This is a genomic window from Streptococcus sp. HMSC077D04, assembly GCF_001808785.1.
GTDB classification, from domain to species: domain Bacteria; phylum Bacillota; class Bacilli; order Lactobacillales; family Streptococcaceae; genus Streptococcus; species Streptococcus mitis_BX.
The window spans coordinates 27,701-42,999 of sequence record NZ_KV794530.1 but is presented as its reverse complement, the minus strand read 5'-3'; the positions used below and the strand labels follow the sequence as shown (position 1 = coordinate 42,999).

Below are 15,299 nucleotides of genomic sequence, written 5' to 3'. Positions count from 1 at the left end.
CAAATAATATTTTAAGAAACATAGATGGGTTTGATATTAAACCAGTTTGGCCAAGCGATGGAGAATTTTTAAGGTATACACCTTCAGGAAATTATAAAAATATTCCGGAAGGTTATCTTGAGCTAAGAATTGGGTTTAGTTTTTATTCTGAAGATGAAATTGGTTCGATATCATTTGAAAAACGTATAGAGTCCAACGTGAATATAAAAATGTGGACTGTATATTCTCATAAAGAACGCAATTTAAAAAAATTTGTAAAAATAGGTATAAAGAAAGCAGATACGGAAACTTATATCGAAGACGAAGCTCAGGTGAAATCCTACTTAGAAAAGTACGGTATCACTGCTAAGGACTTGGATTCTTACTACGACGAAATTGTCAACCAGAAAGTCTTGAAAGATTGGTGTTCTATTTATGACAGCAAGTACTCACCAAGCAACTATGGCGAGGTGAAAGTCGAAACCCAGTGGGAGAATTGGTGATAACATGAAGAAAATTCTCGGTTTAGTAGCCTTATTCGTGATAATCATATCATCCTGTTTCTACTTTTTTATTCATCAACCTAAAAATATTTTTGATGAGATTTACCAAGAAACGGAGAAGACCTATCGGTCAAATAATATTTTAAGAAATATAGATGGCTTTGACATTAAACCAGTTTGGCCAACTGATGATCCTAATATCTCTCAAAATCCATTTGGATTGTATACTAGTAAAAGCAACCCTCAAAACTTTAATAATATATCTATTGATTTTAATTTCAAAAATTATTCTAACGAGCTGTTTGTTTCATTTGAGAAGAAAATATCTGGGGATGTGAAGTTATGGATGATTAGTAAGTATAGCCAAAAAACTAAAATGATCACAAAGTCAATTCAGATAGTATTATCAGGAAATGAGGATAGCTATATCGAAGACGAGGCCCAAGTGAAAACTTACCTAGAGAAGTACGGTATCACTGCAAAGGATTTGGATTCTTACTACGACGAAATCGTCAACCAGAAAGTCTTGAAAGACTGGTGCACGATTTATGACAGCAAGTACTCGCCAAGCAATTATGGCGATGTCAAGATTGAAACTCAGTGGGAGAATTGGTGATAGCATGAAGAAAATACTAGGTGTTTTAACAATAATTGTATTACTTGTATCAGTTTGTTTTTACTTTTTTCCTAAACAACCTAAAAATATTTTTGATGAGATTTATCAGGAGACGGAGAAAACCTATCGGTCAAATAATATTTTAAGGCATATAGATGGATTTAAAATCAGACCAGATTGGCCAAGTGATGACCCAAATATATCTTATACTCCTTTTGGAAAGTATGAAACTCTTCCCAAAGGCTATAGTGATATAACCATTGACCTTAATTTTGGAAAAGGTATAAAGGGGGTGTTGATTCTTTTTGAAAGAAAGACTAATTCGAATATTACCCTATGGTATTCTGCACACTATAATATGCAAAAGAAAGTGCTAAAAAAAGAGCTTGCGATTTTTGAAGAGCCAAGGAAACCAGGTCAATTTATTGATGATGAAGAAAAAGTAAGAGAATATTTAAGAAAAAATAATATTTCCAAAGAAGAATTAGAGAAAGACTACGACGAAATCATCAACCAGAAAGTCTTAAAAGACTGGTGTTCGATTTATGACAGCAAGTATTCATCAGGCAACTATGGTGAGGTGAAAGTCGAAACCCAGTGGGAGAATTGGTGATAACATGAAAAAAATTTTAGGTCTAATAGCCTTAATTGCACTAATCATATCATCCTGTTTCTACTTTTTTACTAAACAACCTAAAAACATTTTTGATGAGATTTACCAAGAAACTGAGAAAACCTATCGATCAAATAATATTTTAAGAAACATAGATGGCTTTGAAATCAGACCGGATTGGCCAAGTGATGGAGAGTATTCTAAATATTATCCATTTGGAACTTATAATAAAGACCATACCCCAGAAGAGTATTTTGAAATCGAAATAGGTTTTAATTTTGATACAAAAACACAATTAAGTTCAATCTCATTTGAAAAACGAATTGGGCCAAATGTTAGAGTTAGAATATGGGATAACTATACTCGTAAGGATCGTGTTTTAAAAAAATTTGTGAATATAGGTTTAAAGAAAGCAGATACGGAAACATACATCGAAGACGAGGCCCAAGTAAAATCCTACCTAGAGCAGTACGGCATCACTGCTAAGGACTTGGATTCTTACTACGACGAAATCGTCAATCAGAAAGTTCTAAAAGACTGGCGTACCATTTATGACAGTAAATACTCGCCAAGCAACTATGGCAAGGTGAAGGTTGAAACCCAGTGGGAGAATTGGTGACATAAAGATTCTCACTAATTATATAAACAGGTGGCTCTCTGATTTTCAGAGGGCTTTTTATGTTGTCACTTTACCTCGATATACTCAAGTATAATCTTCGGTTACGATTATTAGCACTGTAAGACTAACTATATTTGTTTTTCTCATCTTGTTCCATTGTTGAAAATATGGTATACTTTTCATGAGAATTTTCTAAATTTTTAAGATTCTATCAAAGGAGGTTTGCATGCTTTCCAAATTTTCTGGAAGCCGACAGGACCTGCAATTTGTATTGCTTTTAGGTATTTTACTAGGTGTTTTAGGGATTTCTCTCTTTCTAGCAGTTTCAATGGGATCTGTTGCGATTGATCTAGGAGATACCTATCGGATTATTTTGAGTAGGTTAGGATTTCCTCTTGAGATAGGAGAGGTTTCCAAGTCTACTCTTGCCATTGTATGGAACATGAGATTCCCCCGAGTATTGTTAGGTCTGATAGTAGGAGCAGGCCTTTCTATGTGTGGTAGCGTGATGCAGTCTACAGTGAACAATCCCATCGCAGAGCCTTATGTCTTAGGCATCTCTGCTGGTGCAACTCTAGGGGCAACCTTGAGCATCATTCTTGGTTTAAAAGTGATGATTAGCCTTGGAGCTTTTCTTGGAGCTATCTTGGCAACAATTGCTGTCCTCATCATTGCCTCTATGCAGGGAAGGATGACGACTTCTAGTCTGATTTTATCAGGAACGGTGGTCAATGCTCTCTTTCTGGCTTTTTCAAACTTTATTATCTCAGTTGGTGCTAATGCGGACAGTGTGATGACCATTAAGTTTTGGACCATGGGCTCGCTCGCTGGGACTTCCTGGGCAGACTTGGTCCTGCCAACTATAGTAGTAGGAATGGCCTTTCTATTTTTCTCTACTCAGTATCGTGTTTTCAATGCGATGATGATGGGAGATGAGGCTGCTTTAACTTTGGGGATTCCCTTACGCTTTTATTGGTATCTTTATGTGACCATGGTGGCTGTGCTAACAGCAGTCTTAGTGGCAACCTGTGGGATTATTGGATTTGTCGGTCTGATTACTCCACATTTAGCTCGAGGGTTAGTAGGAACGAATTACAAGAGGCTTTTTCATGTTGCAACCTTGCTGGGTGCCCTCTTTGTCATCTGGGCAGATGTACTCTCTCGTATCACCATTCCAAACGCAGAGCTTCCTATTGGTATTTTCACAGCCTTAGTAGGTGCTCCCTTCTTTATCTACATTGTTGGAGGTAGGCGAAGGGAGGTGAGGGTCTGATATGGACTTGATTTGTCAGGATATCCATTTTGGACTAGGAGAGAAAAAAATCCTCAAAGGAGTCTCTCTTAAGGTTGAAGGGAATCAATTTCACACGATATTAGGGCCAAATGGAAGTGGAAAAACCAGCTTGCTTAAACTCCTCTATCGTCAGGAAAAGGTGGATAAAGGCTTGATAAGCCTAGATGGAAAGCCTCTGGAACAATGGACGCTCAAAGAAACAGCAAAGCAAATGGCAGTTGTGACCCAGTTTAACCAACTGCAGTTTGATTGTACAGTTGAGGAAATCGTCTTGCTGGGAAGAACTCCCCACCTCTCTTTTCTACAGAAGGAAAGGGAAAGGGATTATGCGCTCGTTCAAGATGCCCTCGTTAAGGTGGATATGCTTGAGAAGAAAACTCGTCTCTATTCATCCCTGTCAGGGGGAGAGAAACAGCGAGTCTTGTTAGCCCGCGCCTTGGCGCAAGAACCAACTCTCTTGCTCCTGGACGAACCAACCAATCACTTGGATATCAAGTATCAGCTAGACTTGTTGGCCATTGTGAAAAATCTCAATATCAATATTCTAGCTGTCCTACATGATATTCAACTTGCTTGTCGCTATTCGGATTATCTCTATCTGATGAAAGAGGGAGAAATCCTTTACCAAGGGACTCCAAAGGAGACCATCACCCCTGAGTCATTGCAAACTGTATACGGAGTTCAAAGTCAGGTGACTTGGACCGAGGATCAGCAAGCCATGATTCACTATTTATAAGAATGAAAAGGAAAACAAGATGAAAAAAACACTAAGCATTTTACTGGTAACAGTAGCTACTCTAACCATGGCAGCTTGTGGCAATACTACTACAGAAAAAGCTACCACACAATCTAGCACAGAAACAAGTCAAAAGGCGAGCACAGAGACGACTTATCCACTAACGGTCAAAACCTATGACGCGAAAGGGAATGAAGTCGAACAAGTCTTTGACAAGGCACCTGAAAAAGTGATCACCAACAATCTTTCAACCACTGAAATCTTATTGGAGTTGGGGTTGAAGGATAAAATTGCTGGCATGCTTAACCCAGACAATGCTGTGACGGACAAATACAAGGACGCGATTGCGACTATTCCTCAAATTGGGGATAAAAAAACAGTCTCACAAGAGACAGTCCTTTCTTATGAGCCAGACGCTATGATGGGTCGAAACATGATGTTTTCTGAAAAATCCTTGGGGACAGTTAGCACTTGGAATGAAAACAAAATCCCAGTTTATACTCAAAAAGCTTCTCTCTCAACAATTCAGCAAGATTTGGGAAATATTGTAGAAGACGTTAAAAATCTTGGAATGATTTTTAATGTGCAGGACAAGGCCAATGAATACGCAGCCCAATTACAAACTAAAATTGACGCTGTTAAGAAAGCAAATCCAGCAAGTCAAGGTGAAAAGAAAAAGGCTTTGATTATGGTTGCTTATAATGATGAAACCTTCGGTGCCTACAAGTCTGCTTTGCAAGAAAGTTTGCTGAACCAACTTGGTTATACAAACGTTGCTACGGGGACATCAGGCTTGACCTTGGAAAATCTCGTGTCAATGGATCCTGAATTGATTATCTATGTAACCAGTGACCGCAATAAAAAATTGGATGAAAAAGCAGTAGAGTTGATGAAGGCAAATGCTGTTTTGGAAAGCGTTCCTGCTATTAAGAATCAAAAAATCATGACTATCTCTTACGATGAGTTGATGGATTATGGTCCAGCAGTGATTGATTCCCTTGAGAAAATCAATGACTTTATCAATAAATAATGAGTTTGATTGGGAAGGAATTCAAGTCAAAATCAGCCTTCCTTCTAACTACGACCCCAATCAAACCTATCCGGCTATTTTATTGAATGATGGAAACTTGGATTTCCTATCGTCCCTTTCCGAATCTGTGATTTTAGTGGGCTTGACCTCTAAAAATCGCTTAGACGATTACACTCCCTGGAAGGCATCTGCTCTGAGAGATGGGGCTCCAGATTTTGGAGGTCAGGCCAAGGTCTATCATGATCATTTGTTCGAAGGTCTTTTAGACAAGTTGCAGTCGCTTTATCGCCTGGACGAAACTCGCCTTGCTTATGGAGGCTACTCACTAGGTGGTTTGGCGGCAGTCTACAGTCTTTTCAGCTTTGACAAGGTTTCCTGTGTCTTTTCGATCTGCGGTTCCTTTTGGTATCCTGATTTTGTGACTTACTGCAAGGAAGAAAATGTGAAAAATTTGGACTGTTTGCTGTATTTACAGAACGGTCAAACAGAAGGAATCAATCATAGCAATCGCTTGGCTCAAGCACCAGTCTATGCTGAGCAGATCCATACCAGTCTTCAGAAACGCTATCCGAACGGTCAATTTGTCTTTGATCCTTATGGGCACCATGAACAAGTAGCTGAACGATTTCTAGCTTTTTCTAGCTGGTTGGCTCAAAAATGGAAAATCGAATAAAAGATTTATCCCTTGGCTTTTGCCAAGGGATTGTTGTATTTAACTAAGTTTTTCTCTTTTCTTATCTGGATTCCAGATAAAGCTTGCGATGAAGCTAAAGATGATGGTTAGGATAGCGAGGATAATGGCAAGGATGAGAGCAGGGATGCGGATAAACCACCAGAGTGGGTTTGGTTTTTTATCATTGTGCCATTGTTTCGTTTCTTGGTCCAAACGTTGGAATTCTGCTTGAATGCGATTGGCGACTGTTTCAATGCCTTCATCATTCATTTTCTTGATATCTGAGATATCGATTGGATTTCCAAAGTTCATATCGACACGCTCACGGCTAACCAAGCCTTTCAAGGTCATGGGACCTGTGTAGGTAACCGGCATGATACGGACCTTGGCCATTTTGGCAATCAGAGCTACGCCACCTTTTACATCGTTTGAGTGACGGCTCCCACTTGGAAACATGATGAGAGAGCGATCACTTTTTTTAAGGACGTTGATAGGGTATTTGATGGCTGAGGCGCTAGGATTTTCACGGTCGATAGGAAAAGCACCGCACATACGAATCCACCAACCAAATATACGGTTGGCAAAGAGTTCTTTTTTGGCCATAAAGATAAATTGTTTTGGCTTGGTCGCAAAGGCCATGTAAACTGGATCCCACCAAGTGCGGTGAGGCGCAACCAAAATATAATTTTCATCTTGATTAGGAATTTTATCAGTATTATGATAGTGGGCATTGCCATTGATGGACCATAGGAGCAAGACAACCAATCCACGTAAATAAGTATAAAACATGCGATCTCCTTCGATTATTTTCTTGTTATTATTATACCTTATCAAAGGAGGGCTGGCAAACTTTTCCCTTGACTAGGTGCATATTTGGGGTGAGATTAGAATTCTGTTAAAAAAAATGATATGATAGAATTTATGGATAAAAATAAGATTATGGGATTAACCCAAAGAGATGTCAAGGAAAGACAGGCTAAGGGCTTGGTCAATGATTTTACTGCATCGGCCAGTACTAGCACTTGGCAAATCGTTAAACGAAATGTCTTTACCCTTTTTAACGCTTTGAACTTTGCCATTGCTTTGGCCCTTGCCTTTGTGCAGGCTTGGAGCAATTTGGTCTTTTTTGCTGTTATCTGCTTTAACGCTTTTTCTGGTATTGTGACCGAGCTGCGGGCTAAACACATGGTGGATAAGCTCAATCTCATGACCAAGGAAAAGGTCAAAACCATTCGTGATGGCAAGGAAGTAGCTCTGAATCCTGAAGAATTGGTGCTAGGAGATGTCATTCGTTTGTCTGCTGGGGAGCAGATTCCTAGTGATGCCTTGGTTCTAGAAGGATTTGCAGAAGTCAATGAAGCCATGTTGACGGGGGAAAGTGATTTGGTGCAAAAGGAAGTTGATGCCTTGCTTTTGTCTGGAAGTTTCTTAGCCAGTGGGTCAGTTTTGGCTCAAGTCCACCATGTCGGAGCTGACAACTATGCTGCCAAACTCATGCTGGAAGCCAAGACAGTGAAACCAATCAACTCCCGTATCATGAAATCGCTGGATAAGTTAGCCGGTTTTACGGGGAAGATTATCATTCCCTTTGGTCTGGCTCTCTTGTTAGAAGCTTTGATGTTAAAAGGCTTGCCCCTCAAGTCATCCGTTGTAAATTCGTCGACAGCCCTTTTGGGAATGTTGCCCAAGGGAATTGCCCTTTTGACCATTACTTCGCTCTTGACTGCAGTGATTAAGTTGGGCTTGAAAAAGGTCTTGGTGCAGGAGATGTACTCTGTTGAGACCTTGGCGCGCGTGGATATGCTCTGTTTGGACAAGACGGGCACCATCACCCAAGGAAAGATGCAGGTGGAGGCTGTTCTTCCACTGACGGAAACTTATAGTGAAGAGGCTATTGCCAGTATCCTGACTAGTTACATGGCCCATAGTGAGGATAAAAATCCAACAGCTCAAGCCATTCGCCAGCGTTTTGTGGGAGAAGTAGCCTACCCTATGATTTCCAATCTGCCTTTCTCAAGCGACCGCAAGTGGGGGGCTATGGAGTTGGAAGGGCTAGGGACAGTTTTCTTAGGGGCGCCTGAGATGTTGTTGGACTCTGAAGTACCAGAAGCCAGAGAGGCCTTGGAGAGAGGTTCACGTGTCTTGGTCTTAGCTCTCAGTCAGGAGAAATTAGACCATCACAAACCACAAAAACCATCTGATATTCAGGCTCTAGCCTTGCTGGAAATCTTGGACCCCATTCGGGAGGGAGCAGCAGAGACACTGGACTATCTCCGTTCTCAGGAAGTGGGGCTCAAGATTATCTCTGGTGATAATCCAGTCACTGTGTCCAGTATTGCCCAGAAGGCTGGTTTTGCAGACTATGACAGTTATGTAGATTGCTCGAAAATCACGGATGAGGAATTGATTGCTATGTCGGAGGAGACTGCCATTTTCGGACGTGTTTCCCCTCATCAAAAGAAACTCATCATCCAAACACTGAAAAAAGCGGGGCATATAACAGCTATGACAGGGGATGGAGTTAATGATATCCTGGCTCTTCGTGAGGCGGATTGCTCTATCGTGATGGCTGAGGGAGATCCAGCGACTCGTCAGATTGCCAATCTGGTTCTCTTGAACTCTGACTTTAATGATGTTCCTGAGATTCTCTTTGAAGGTCGTCGTGTGGTCAATAACATTGCCCACATCGCTCCGATTTTCTTGATAAAGACCATCTATTCCTTCCTGTTAGCGGTCATCTGTATTGCCAGTGCTCTTATGGGACGGTCTGAATGGATCTTGATTTTCCCATTCATTCCGATCCAGATTACCATGATTGACCAGTTTGTGGAAGGTTTCCCACCATTCGTTCTGACTTTTGAAAGAAATATCAAGCCTGTCGAGCCAAACTTCCTCAGAAGATCCATGCTTCGTGCTCTACCAAGTGCTCTCATGGTTGTGTTCAGCGTTCTTTTTGTGAAAATATTTGGAAGTAGCCAAGGTTGGTCTGAGTTAGAAATTTCAACTCTACTCTATTATCTCTTGGGGTCAATTGGTTTCTTATCTGTATTTAGAGCCTGCATGCCATTTACCCTATGGCGTGTCCTCTTGATTGTTTGGTCAGTAGGAGGCTTCCTAGCCACAGCTCTCTTCCCAAGAATTCAAAAACTGCTTGAAATTTCAACCTTAACAGGACAAACATTACCTGTTTATGGTGTCATGATGTTGGTCTTTACCGTGATTTTCATCCTGACTAGTCGCTATCAAGCCAGAAAATAAAGAAAGGCTGCAATCTGTGGATTGCGGTCTTTTTAGGTACAAGATTGCCAGCTGAAATGTGGTATAATAAGAGGTAACAGAGTTTGGAAAGTGAGAGAAGATGATTTCAAAGAGATTAGAATTAGTGGCTTCCTTTGTGCCACAGGGAGCAATTTTGCTAGATGTGGGAAGTGATCATGCTTATCTGCCTATCGAGTTGGTCGAAAGAGGCCAAATCAAAAGTGCCATTGCAGGTGAGGTGGTGGAGGGACCTTATCAGTCTGCTGTCAAAAATGTTGAAGCTCACGGCCTAAAGGAGAAAATCCAGGTTCGTTTAGCCAATGGCTTGGCAGCCTTTGAAGAGGCAGATCAGGTATCGGTCATTACCATTGCTGGCATGGGTGGTCGTTTGATTGCTAGGATTTTAGAAGAAGGCTTGGACAAGTTAGCTAATGTAGAACGTTTAATCCTCCAACCCAATAATCGTGAAGACGACTTGCGTATCTGGCTACAAGAGAACGAATTTCAGATTGTAGCTGAAAGTATCTTAGAAGAGGCTGGCAAGTTTTACGAGATTTTGGTGGTGAAAGCAGGACAAATGAAACTATCAGCCAGTGATGTTCGCTTTGGACCTTTCTTGTCCAAAGAGATCAGTCCAGTCTTTGTCCAAAAATGGCAAAAAGAAGCTGTTAAGCTAGAGTTTGCCCTCGGACAAATCCCAGAAAAAAATCTGGAGGAACGTCAAGTTCTAGTAGATAAAATTCAAGCCATCAAGGAGGTTCTACATGCTAGCAAGTGAAGTGATTAACGTGTATGAAGCCTTTTGCCCTCAGGAATTTTCCATGGAGGGAGACAGTCGTGGTCTGCAAATTGGCACTTTGGACAAGGATATCCAAAGGGTCATGGTGACTCTGGATATTCGTGAAGAAACGGTGGCTGAAGCCATTGAAAAGGGTGTGGACTTGATTATTGCCAAGCACGCGCCGATTTTCCGTCCTATCAAGGACTTGGTATCTAGTCGTCCGCAAAATCAGATTTACATTGATCTCATCAAGCATGACATCGCAGTTTATGTCAGCCATACCAATATTGACATCGTTGAAAATGGCCTCAATGACTGGTTCTGCCAGATGCTAGGCATTGAGGAGACGACTTATCTGCAGGAGACAGGTCCTGGACGTGGAATTGGACGTATTGGCAATATTCAGCCTCAGACATTTGGGGAATTGGCTCAACATGTCAAGCAAGTATTTGGCCTAGATAGTCTTCGAATGGTGCATTATCAAGAGACTAATTTGCAGAAGCCTATTTCAAGAGTGGCCATCTGTGGTGGAAGCGGGCAGTCATTCTATAAGGATGCTTTGGCAAAAGGGGCAGATGTCTATATCACTGGTGATATTTATTACCATACTGCTCAGGATATGTTATCTGATGGTTTGCTAGCCTTGGACCCAGGTCACTATATCGAAGTGCTTTTTGTAGAAAAAATTGCAGAGCTTCTTAATCAATGGAAAGAGGAAAAAGGCTGGACTATTGATATCTTACCTAGTCAAGCATCGACCAATCCTTTCCATCATATCTAGTTAGAAAGTGAAAATAATGAAAAAAGTTGCCATTATCGGAGCAGGGATTGTAGGTGCAACAGCTGCCTACTACCTCTCTAAAGAAAGTGACCTAGAGGTGACCGTCTTTGATCATGGACAAGGTCAGGCTACCAAGGCCGCAGCAGGAATTATCAGTCCTTGGTTTTCAAAACGCCGCAATAAGGCCTGGTACAAAATGGCGCGCTTGGGGGCTGACTTTTATGTGGATTTATTAGCTGATTTAGAGAAGTCGGGACAAGAAATTGACTTTTACCAGCGTTCGGGAGTCTTTCTCCTGAAGAAGGATGAAACTAAGTTGGAAGAACTCTATGAACTAGCCCTCCAGCGCAGAGAAGAATCTCCCTTGATAGGGCAATTAGCCATTCTGGACCAAGCATCAGCAAATGAATTATTCCCTGGTTTGCAGGGATTTGACCAACTGCTCTATGCTTCTGGTGGAGCGAGAGTAGATGGTCAACTCTTAGTGACTCGTTTACTAGAAGCCAGTCAGGTCAAGCTGGTCAAAGAGAAAGTAACTCTGACACCTTTAGCATCAGGTTACCAGATTGGTGAAGAGGTATTTGATCAGGTTATTTTGGCGACGGTAGCTTGGTTGGGGGACATGTTAGAACCCTTGGGTTATGCTGTGGATGTCCGTCCTCAAAAGGGGCAACTCCGAGATTATCAGCTTGCCCAAGAACTGGAATCCTACCCTGTTGTTATGCCAGAAGGGGAGTGGGATTTGATACCTTTTGCAGGTGGGAAATTGTCCCTAGGCGCTACCCATGAAAATGATATGGGATTTGATTTGACGGTAGATGAAACCTTGCTCAAACAAATGGAGGAAGCAGCCTTGCCTCACTATCCAGTTTTAGCTAGAGCGACTTCAAGAGCTGAGCGTGTAGGAATCCGAGCCTATACAAGTGATTTCTCACCTTTCTTTGGACAGGTACCTGATTTAGAAGGTGTCTATGCGGCTAGTGGTCTAGGTTCATCAGGCCTCACAACTGGTCCTATCATTGGTTACCATCTAGCCCAACTTATCCAAGGCAAGGAGTTGACCTTGGACCCTCTAAACTACCCAATTGAAAACTATGTCAAACGAGTAAAAAGCGAATAAGAATTTTACTGAAATTTTATCCTACCCCCTAGGATGGCAAATGACATTCCCTATCAAAAATGGTAAAATAAGAAAAAATAATCCGAGAATCGAGGAAAAAAGATGCAAGAAAAGATTTTGGTGACGGGTGGAGCAGGTTTTATCGGAACCCACACAGTTATTGAGTTAATCCAAGCAGGTCATCAGGTTGTTGTGGTGGATAACCTTGTCAACAGCAATCGAAAAAGTTTAGAAGTTGTTGAAAGAATTACAGGAGTTGAAGTGCCTTTCTATGAGGCAGATATCCGTGATACAGATACTCTTCGTGACATTTTCAAGCAAGAAGAACCAACTGGTGTCATTCACTTTGCTGGCTTGAAGGCTGTCGGCGAATCAACACGTATTCCTCTTGCCTACTATGACAACAATATCGCTGGAACTGTTAGTCTTTTGAAGGTCATGGAAGAAAACAACTGTAAAAACATCATTTTCAGTTCTTCTGCGACAGTTTACGGAGATCCTCATACAGTGCCAATCTTGGAAGATTTCCCACTTTCAGTGACCAACCCATATGGCCGCACCAAACTCATGCTTGAGGAAATTTTGACAGATATCTACAAGGCAGACTCAGAATGGAATGTGGTCTTGCTTCGTTACTTTAACCCAATCGGAGCGCATGAGAGTGGTGATTTAGGAGAAAATCCAAACGGTATTCCAAACAATCTTTTGCCATATGTGACGCAAGTAGCCGTTGGAAAATTAGAGCAAGTGCAAGTGTTTGGAGACGATTATGATACGGAAGACGGAACTGGTGTTCGTGACTATATCCACGTTGTCGATTTGGCTAAAGGTCACGTTGCAGCTCTGAAAAAAATTCAAAAAGGTTCAGGTCTAAACGTTTATAACCTTGGAACAGGTAAAGGCTACTCAGTTCTTGAAATTATCCAAAATATGGAAAAAGCAGTGGGACGCCCAATTCCTTACCGCATCGTAGACCGTCGCCCAGGGGATATTGCAGCCTGCTATTCAGATCCTGCAAAAGCCAAAGCAGAACTCGGCTGGGAAGCAGAACTCGACATCACCCAAATGTGTGAAGACGCATGGCGTTGGCAAAGTAAGCATCCAAATGGATTCGAAGACTAAGATGGTGATGTCAATCATTGTCCCCTGTTTAAACGAAGAGGAAGTACTTCCTCTTTTTTATCAGGCTTTGGAAGCTTTACTTCCAGATTTGGAAACAGAAATCGAGTATGTCTTTATCGACGATGGATCAAGTGATGGAACCTTGGAACTCTTAAAGACCTATCGGGAGCAAAATCCGGCAGTTCATTATCTTTCTTTCTCACGAAATTTTGGCAAAGAAGCAGCCCTCTATGCAGGCTTGCAATATGCGACAGGAGATTTGGTGGTGGTGATGGATGCAGACCTCCAAGATCCTCCTAGTATGTTGCTTGAGATGAAAAACTTACTAGACCAAAATGCAGATTTAGACTGTGTAGGAACACGGAGAACTAGTCGGGCGGGAGAACCCTTCTTTCGCAGTTTCTGTGCTGATCTCTTTTATGGCTTCATGAAAAAAATTAGTCCAGTAGCCTTGCCGTCAGGTGTCCGTGATTTTCGCATGATGAGAAGATCTGTAGTGGATGCCATTTTAAGCTTGACTGAGTCCAATCGCTTTTCGAAGGGACTCTTTGCCTGGGTCGGCTTTAAAACCCACTATCTGGACTATCCAAATGTCGAAAGGCAGGCTGGCAATACCAGTTGGAGTTTTAGGCAACTCTTTTTCTACTCCATTGAAGGGATTGTTAATTTTTCAGATTTTCCCTTGATTATCGCCTTTGTGGCAGGTCTCCTATCTTGTTTTATTTCTCTTCTTATGACCTTTTTTGTTGTGGTTCGGACCCTCATTTTGGGCAATCCGACATCAGGTTGGACCTCTCTGATGGCTGTTATTCTCTTCCTTGGTGGGATTCAACTCTTGACCATTGGGATTCTCGGCAAGTATATCAGTAAGATTTATCTAGAGACCAAAAAAAGACCACTTTACCTTATCAAAGAAAAAAGTGATGATAGGCTAAAAAAGATAGAATTTATCTGACATTGTCACTTTTTGTTATTTGTAATTCTTTTAGTTCGGAGTTTGGGTGATTTTTAAAAGGATTAGGGATTTGAAATGATTTAAAGAATCTATGTAGACTAAATTTCAATTGTAGTGACTTAATAAAAAAATTAGGAGTATTATTTTATGCTAAGTAAAAAGGATTATACTGAAGAAATTGAACTTATTGAGAAACAAAATTATGTAGAAGCTGAATTGTATCCTATAGTTGCTGATATAATTAAGCCCACTTTAAAAGACAGTTTATCAAAAAGATATGTTTTCGGAAGAAGAAAGAGTAATATGGGACAAATATATTATGGTCTAAGTAATTTTCCTGATATAGTTATTTTAGATAAGACTTATGAAAGCAAATCTAGAAAAAGTATAAAAATTAAAGAATGGAAGAAACTTCGAGGGTGCGTGGAAGTTAAGAATTTAAAGTATCCTTTAATTACAGAGGAAAAAATCAAATCAACCTTATCGAACAGCTTTGAACATTTAACTAGAGAGATGGGACAACTTATTGGAGACCTTTTATGGTATAAAAAAGTAATTTATACAAATGGAATTGAATGGAGATTTCTAAGTTTAGATGACAGGGAAGAGATAGATAACACAATTATTGAAATGGTTAACAAAAGAATAGAATCAGAAAAAGAGGGAAATTCTTTTGATTGGTGGAAGAATATTAAAGATTTATCGTTCAATTATACGGATATATGTTTATCCAAAGATTGTATACAAGAGTGGGACGAATTTGTAAAGAAAGTAAAGGAAATAGAATGGTAATAGTCTATTCTCATTGAAAAATTTAGATTATAAGTTACAGTTAGATTTACTTAGAAACCCCAAAAAAGACCACTTTATCTCGTCAAAGAAAAAAGTGACCTTCCTGATTTTACAGAAAAAAATAAAGAGAAAAGACTATAATTTTGCATGGAAATATGCTAAACTAGAAGGAGTGGAACGATCTTGTCGATATTAGAGTTAATCTTTAATCAAGGCACGTGTCGGACAGTTTCTAACAGCCTCTACGACGTCCTGACTAGGAGAAATTTCCTTTTCTAGTTGGTTAGGGTCATCGTAAAAACGCACGATTCCATTATCGTGGTAATCAAATAATTCAGAATAAGTTTGACAAAGCCCACAGGCAATGCAACGTTCAGGTATAAGTGTGATTTTCATATTTATATTGTAATAAGAAAAGTAAAAAAAA

Annotated in this window: 17 protein-coding genes and 1 pseudogene; 16 read left to right on the top strand and 2 right to left on the bottom strand. The window is 40.5% G+C overall.

Going from position 1 to position 15,299, the window contains the following annotated elements; translation table 11 throughout:
- The 8 genes from HMPREF2701_RS04710 to HMPREF2701_RS04675 all read left to right on the top strand — a co-directional run.
- The coding region (locus tag HMPREF2701_RS04710; protein WP_083281729.1) for a TipC family immunity protein at nt 1-482 on the top strand (482 nt) is incomplete at its 5' end.
- 4 nt (nt 483-486) lie between these two features.
- Nucleotides 487-1,098, top strand: coding sequence for a TipC family immunity protein (locus tag HMPREF2701_RS04705; RefSeq protein ID WP_070482300.1), 612 nt, complete (start codon nt 487-489; stop codon nt 1,096-1,098).
- A 4-nt stretch (nt 1,099-1,102) separates the two neighbouring features.
- Nucleotides 1,103-1,711, top strand: coding sequence for a TipC family immunity protein (locus HMPREF2701_RS04700; protein WP_070482298.1), 609 nt, complete (start codon nt 1,103-1,105; stop codon nt 1,709-1,711).
- Between the two features lie 4 nt (nt 1,712-1,715).
- On the top strand, nt 1,716-2,330 hold the full coding sequence (locus HMPREF2701_RS04695; protein ID WP_061590360.1) for a TipC family immunity protein: 615 nt from the start codon (nt 1,716-1,718) through the stop codon (nt 2,328-2,330).
- Nucleotides 2,331-2,556: 226 nt separating this feature from the next.
- On the top strand, nt 2,557-3,603 hold the full coding sequence (locus HMPREF2701_RS04690) for a FecCD family ABC transporter permease (protein ID WP_070482296.1): 1,047 nt from the start codon (nt 2,557-2,559) through the stop codon (nt 3,601-3,603).
- A gap of 1 nt (nt 3,604) precedes the next feature.
- Nucleotides 3,605-4,360: an ABC transporter ATP-binding protein gene (locus HMPREF2701_RS04685; protein ID WP_070482294.1), complete on the top strand. Its 756-nt coding sequence runs from the start codon at nt 3,605-3,607 to the stop codon at nt 4,358-4,360.
- 19 nt (nt 4,361-4,379) lie between these two features.
- Nucleotides 4,380-5,390, top strand: coding sequence for an ABC transporter substrate-binding protein (locus HMPREF2701_RS04680; protein ID WP_070482292.1), 1,011 nt, complete (start codon nt 4,380-4,382; stop codon nt 5,388-5,390).
- Nucleotides 5,371-6,063, top strand: coding sequence for an alpha/beta hydrolase (locus tag HMPREF2701_RS04675; protein WP_049546486.1), 693 nt, complete (start codon nt 5,371-5,373; stop codon nt 6,061-6,063). Before HMPREF2701_RS04680 ends, HMPREF2701_RS04675 begins: the two co-directional genes overlap by 20 nt.
- Before the next feature lie 39 nt (nt 6,064-6,102).
- On the opposite strand, the gene HMPREF2701_RS04670 is transcribed toward HMPREF2701_RS04675, so the two are convergent.
- On the bottom strand, nt 6,103-6,852 hold the full coding sequence (locus HMPREF2701_RS04670) for a lysophospholipid acyltransferase family protein (RefSeq protein ID WP_070482290.1): 750 nt from the start codon (nt 6,850-6,852) through the stop codon (nt 6,103-6,105).
- 132 nt (nt 6,853-6,984) lie between these two features.
- Between HMPREF2701_RS04670 and HMPREF2701_RS04665 the strand changes: the two genes are divergently transcribed.
- The 8 genes and pseudogenes from HMPREF2701_RS04665 to HMPREF2701_RS10670 form a co-directional block, all read left to right on the top strand.
- A complete protein-coding gene (locus HMPREF2701_RS04665; protein ID WP_070482322.1) occupies nt 6,985-9,321 on the top strand; it encodes a cation-translocating P-type ATPase in 2,337 nt (778 codons plus the stop codon).
- A gap of 100 nt (nt 9,322-9,421) precedes the next feature.
- Nucleotides 9,422-10,099: a tRNA (adenine(22)-N(1))-methyltransferase gene (locus tag HMPREF2701_RS04660; protein WP_070482288.1), complete on the top strand. Its 678-nt coding sequence runs from the start codon at nt 9,422-9,424 to the stop codon at nt 10,097-10,099.
- Complete coding sequence (locus HMPREF2701_RS04655; protein ID WP_070482286.1) at nt 10,086-10,883, top strand: Nif3-like dinuclear metal center hexameric protein; 798 nt, start codon at nt 10,086-10,088, stop codon at nt 10,881-10,883. The genes HMPREF2701_RS04660 and HMPREF2701_RS04655 overlap by 14 nt, the downstream gene beginning before the upstream one ends.
- A gap of 16 nt (nt 10,884-10,899) precedes the next feature.
- The gene (locus HMPREF2701_RS04650) at nt 10,900-12,003 is read left to right on the top strand and encodes an NAD(P)/FAD-dependent oxidoreductase (RefSeq protein WP_070482284.1); all 1,104 of its coding nucleotides are present in this window, start codon (nt 10,900-10,902) and stop codon (nt 12,001-12,003) included.
- A 102-nt stretch (nt 12,004-12,105) separates the two neighbouring features.
- Nucleotides 12,106-13,125: a UDP-glucose 4-epimerase GalE gene (galE, locus tag HMPREF2701_RS04645; protein WP_001156556.1), complete on the top strand. Its 1,020-nt coding sequence runs from the start codon at nt 12,106-12,108 to the stop codon at nt 13,123-13,125.
- 1 nt (nt 13,126) lies between these two features.
- A complete protein-coding gene (locus HMPREF2701_RS11685; RefSeq protein ID WP_061590371.1) occupies nt 13,127-14,080 on the top strand; it encodes a glycosyltransferase family 2 protein in 954 nt (317 codons plus the stop codon).
- Between the two features lie 147 nt (nt 14,081-14,227).
- Nucleotides 14,228-14,872: a hypothetical protein gene (locus HMPREF2701_RS04635; protein WP_061590354.1), complete on the top strand. Its 645-nt coding sequence runs from the start codon at nt 14,228-14,230 to the stop codon at nt 14,870-14,872.
- A 44-nt stretch (nt 14,873-14,916) separates the two neighbouring features.
- A pseudogene (locus tag HMPREF2701_RS10670) lies at nt 14,917-15,013 on the top strand (group 2 glycosyl transferase); the annotation flags it as partial.
- A gap of 57 nt (nt 15,014-15,070) precedes the next feature.
- On the opposite strand, the gene HMPREF2701_RS10665 reads toward HMPREF2701_RS10670, so the two are convergent.
- Nucleotides 15,071-15,268: a ferredoxin gene (locus HMPREF2701_RS10665; protein WP_083281728.1), complete on the bottom strand. Its 198-nt coding sequence runs from the start codon at nt 15,266-15,268 to the stop codon at nt 15,071-15,073.
- Between the last annotated feature and the right edge of the window lie 31 nt (nt 15,269-15,299).

Bases quoted from the DNA above. Each gene is read 5' to 3' on its own strand.
- HMPREF2701_RS04680 (WP_070482292.1), top strand. From the start codon at position 4,380: ATGAAAAAAACACTAAGCATTTTACTGGTAACAGTAGCTACTCTAACC.
- HMPREF2701_RS10665 (WP_083281728.1), bottom strand. From the start codon at position 15,268: ATGAAAATCACACTTATACCTGAACGTTGCATTGCCTGTGGGCTTTGT.
- HMPREF2701_RS04690 (WP_070482296.1), top strand. From the start codon at position 2,557: ATGCTTTCCAAATTTTCTGGAAGCCGACAGGACCTGCAATTTGTATTG.
- HMPREF2701_RS04685 (WP_070482294.1), top strand. From the start codon at position 3,605: ATGGACTTGATTTGTCAGGATATCCATTTTGGACTAGGAGAGAAAAAA.
- HMPREF2701_RS04670 (WP_070482290.1), bottom strand. From the start codon at position 6,852: ATGTTTTATACTTATTTACGTGGATTGGTTGTCTTGCTCCTATGGTCC.
- HMPREF2701_RS04655 (WP_070482286.1), top strand. From the start codon at position 10,086: ATGCTAGCAAGTGAAGTGATTAACGTGTATGAAGCCTTTTGCCCTCAG.
- HMPREF2701_RS04665 (WP_070482322.1), top strand. From the start codon at position 6,985: ATGGATAAAAATAAGATTATGGGATTAACCCAAAGAGATGTCAAGGAA.
- HMPREF2701_RS04635 (WP_061590354.1), top strand. From the start codon at position 14,228: ATGCTAAGTAAAAAGGATTATACTGAAGAAATTGAACTTATTGAGAAA.
- HMPREF2701_RS04650 (WP_070482284.1), top strand. From the start codon at position 10,900: ATGAAAAAAGTTGCCATTATCGGAGCAGGGATTGTAGGTGCAACAGCT.
- galE (WP_001156556.1), top strand. From the start codon at position 12,106: ATGCAAGAAAAGATTTTGGTGACGGGTGGAGCAGGTTTTATCGGAACC.
- HMPREF2701_RS04675 (WP_049546486.1), top strand. From the start codon at position 5,371: ATGACTTTATCAATAAATAATGAGTTTGATTGGGAAGGAATTCAAGTC.
- HMPREF2701_RS04705 (WP_070482300.1), top strand. From the start codon at position 487: ATGAAGAAAATTCTCGGTTTAGTAGCCTTATTCGTGATAATCATATCA.
- HMPREF2701_RS11685 (WP_061590371.1), top strand. From the start codon at position 13,127: ATGGTGATGTCAATCATTGTCCCCTGTTTAAACGAAGAGGAAGTACTT.
- HMPREF2701_RS04700 (WP_070482298.1), top strand. From the start codon at position 1,103: ATGAAGAAAATACTAGGTGTTTTAACAATAATTGTATTACTTGTATCA.
- HMPREF2701_RS04695 (WP_061590360.1), top strand. From the start codon at position 1,716: ATGAAAAAAATTTTAGGTCTAATAGCCTTAATTGCACTAATCATATCA.
- HMPREF2701_RS04660 (WP_070482288.1), top strand. From the start codon at position 9,422: ATGATTTCAAAGAGATTAGAATTAGTGGCTTCCTTTGTGCCACAGGGA.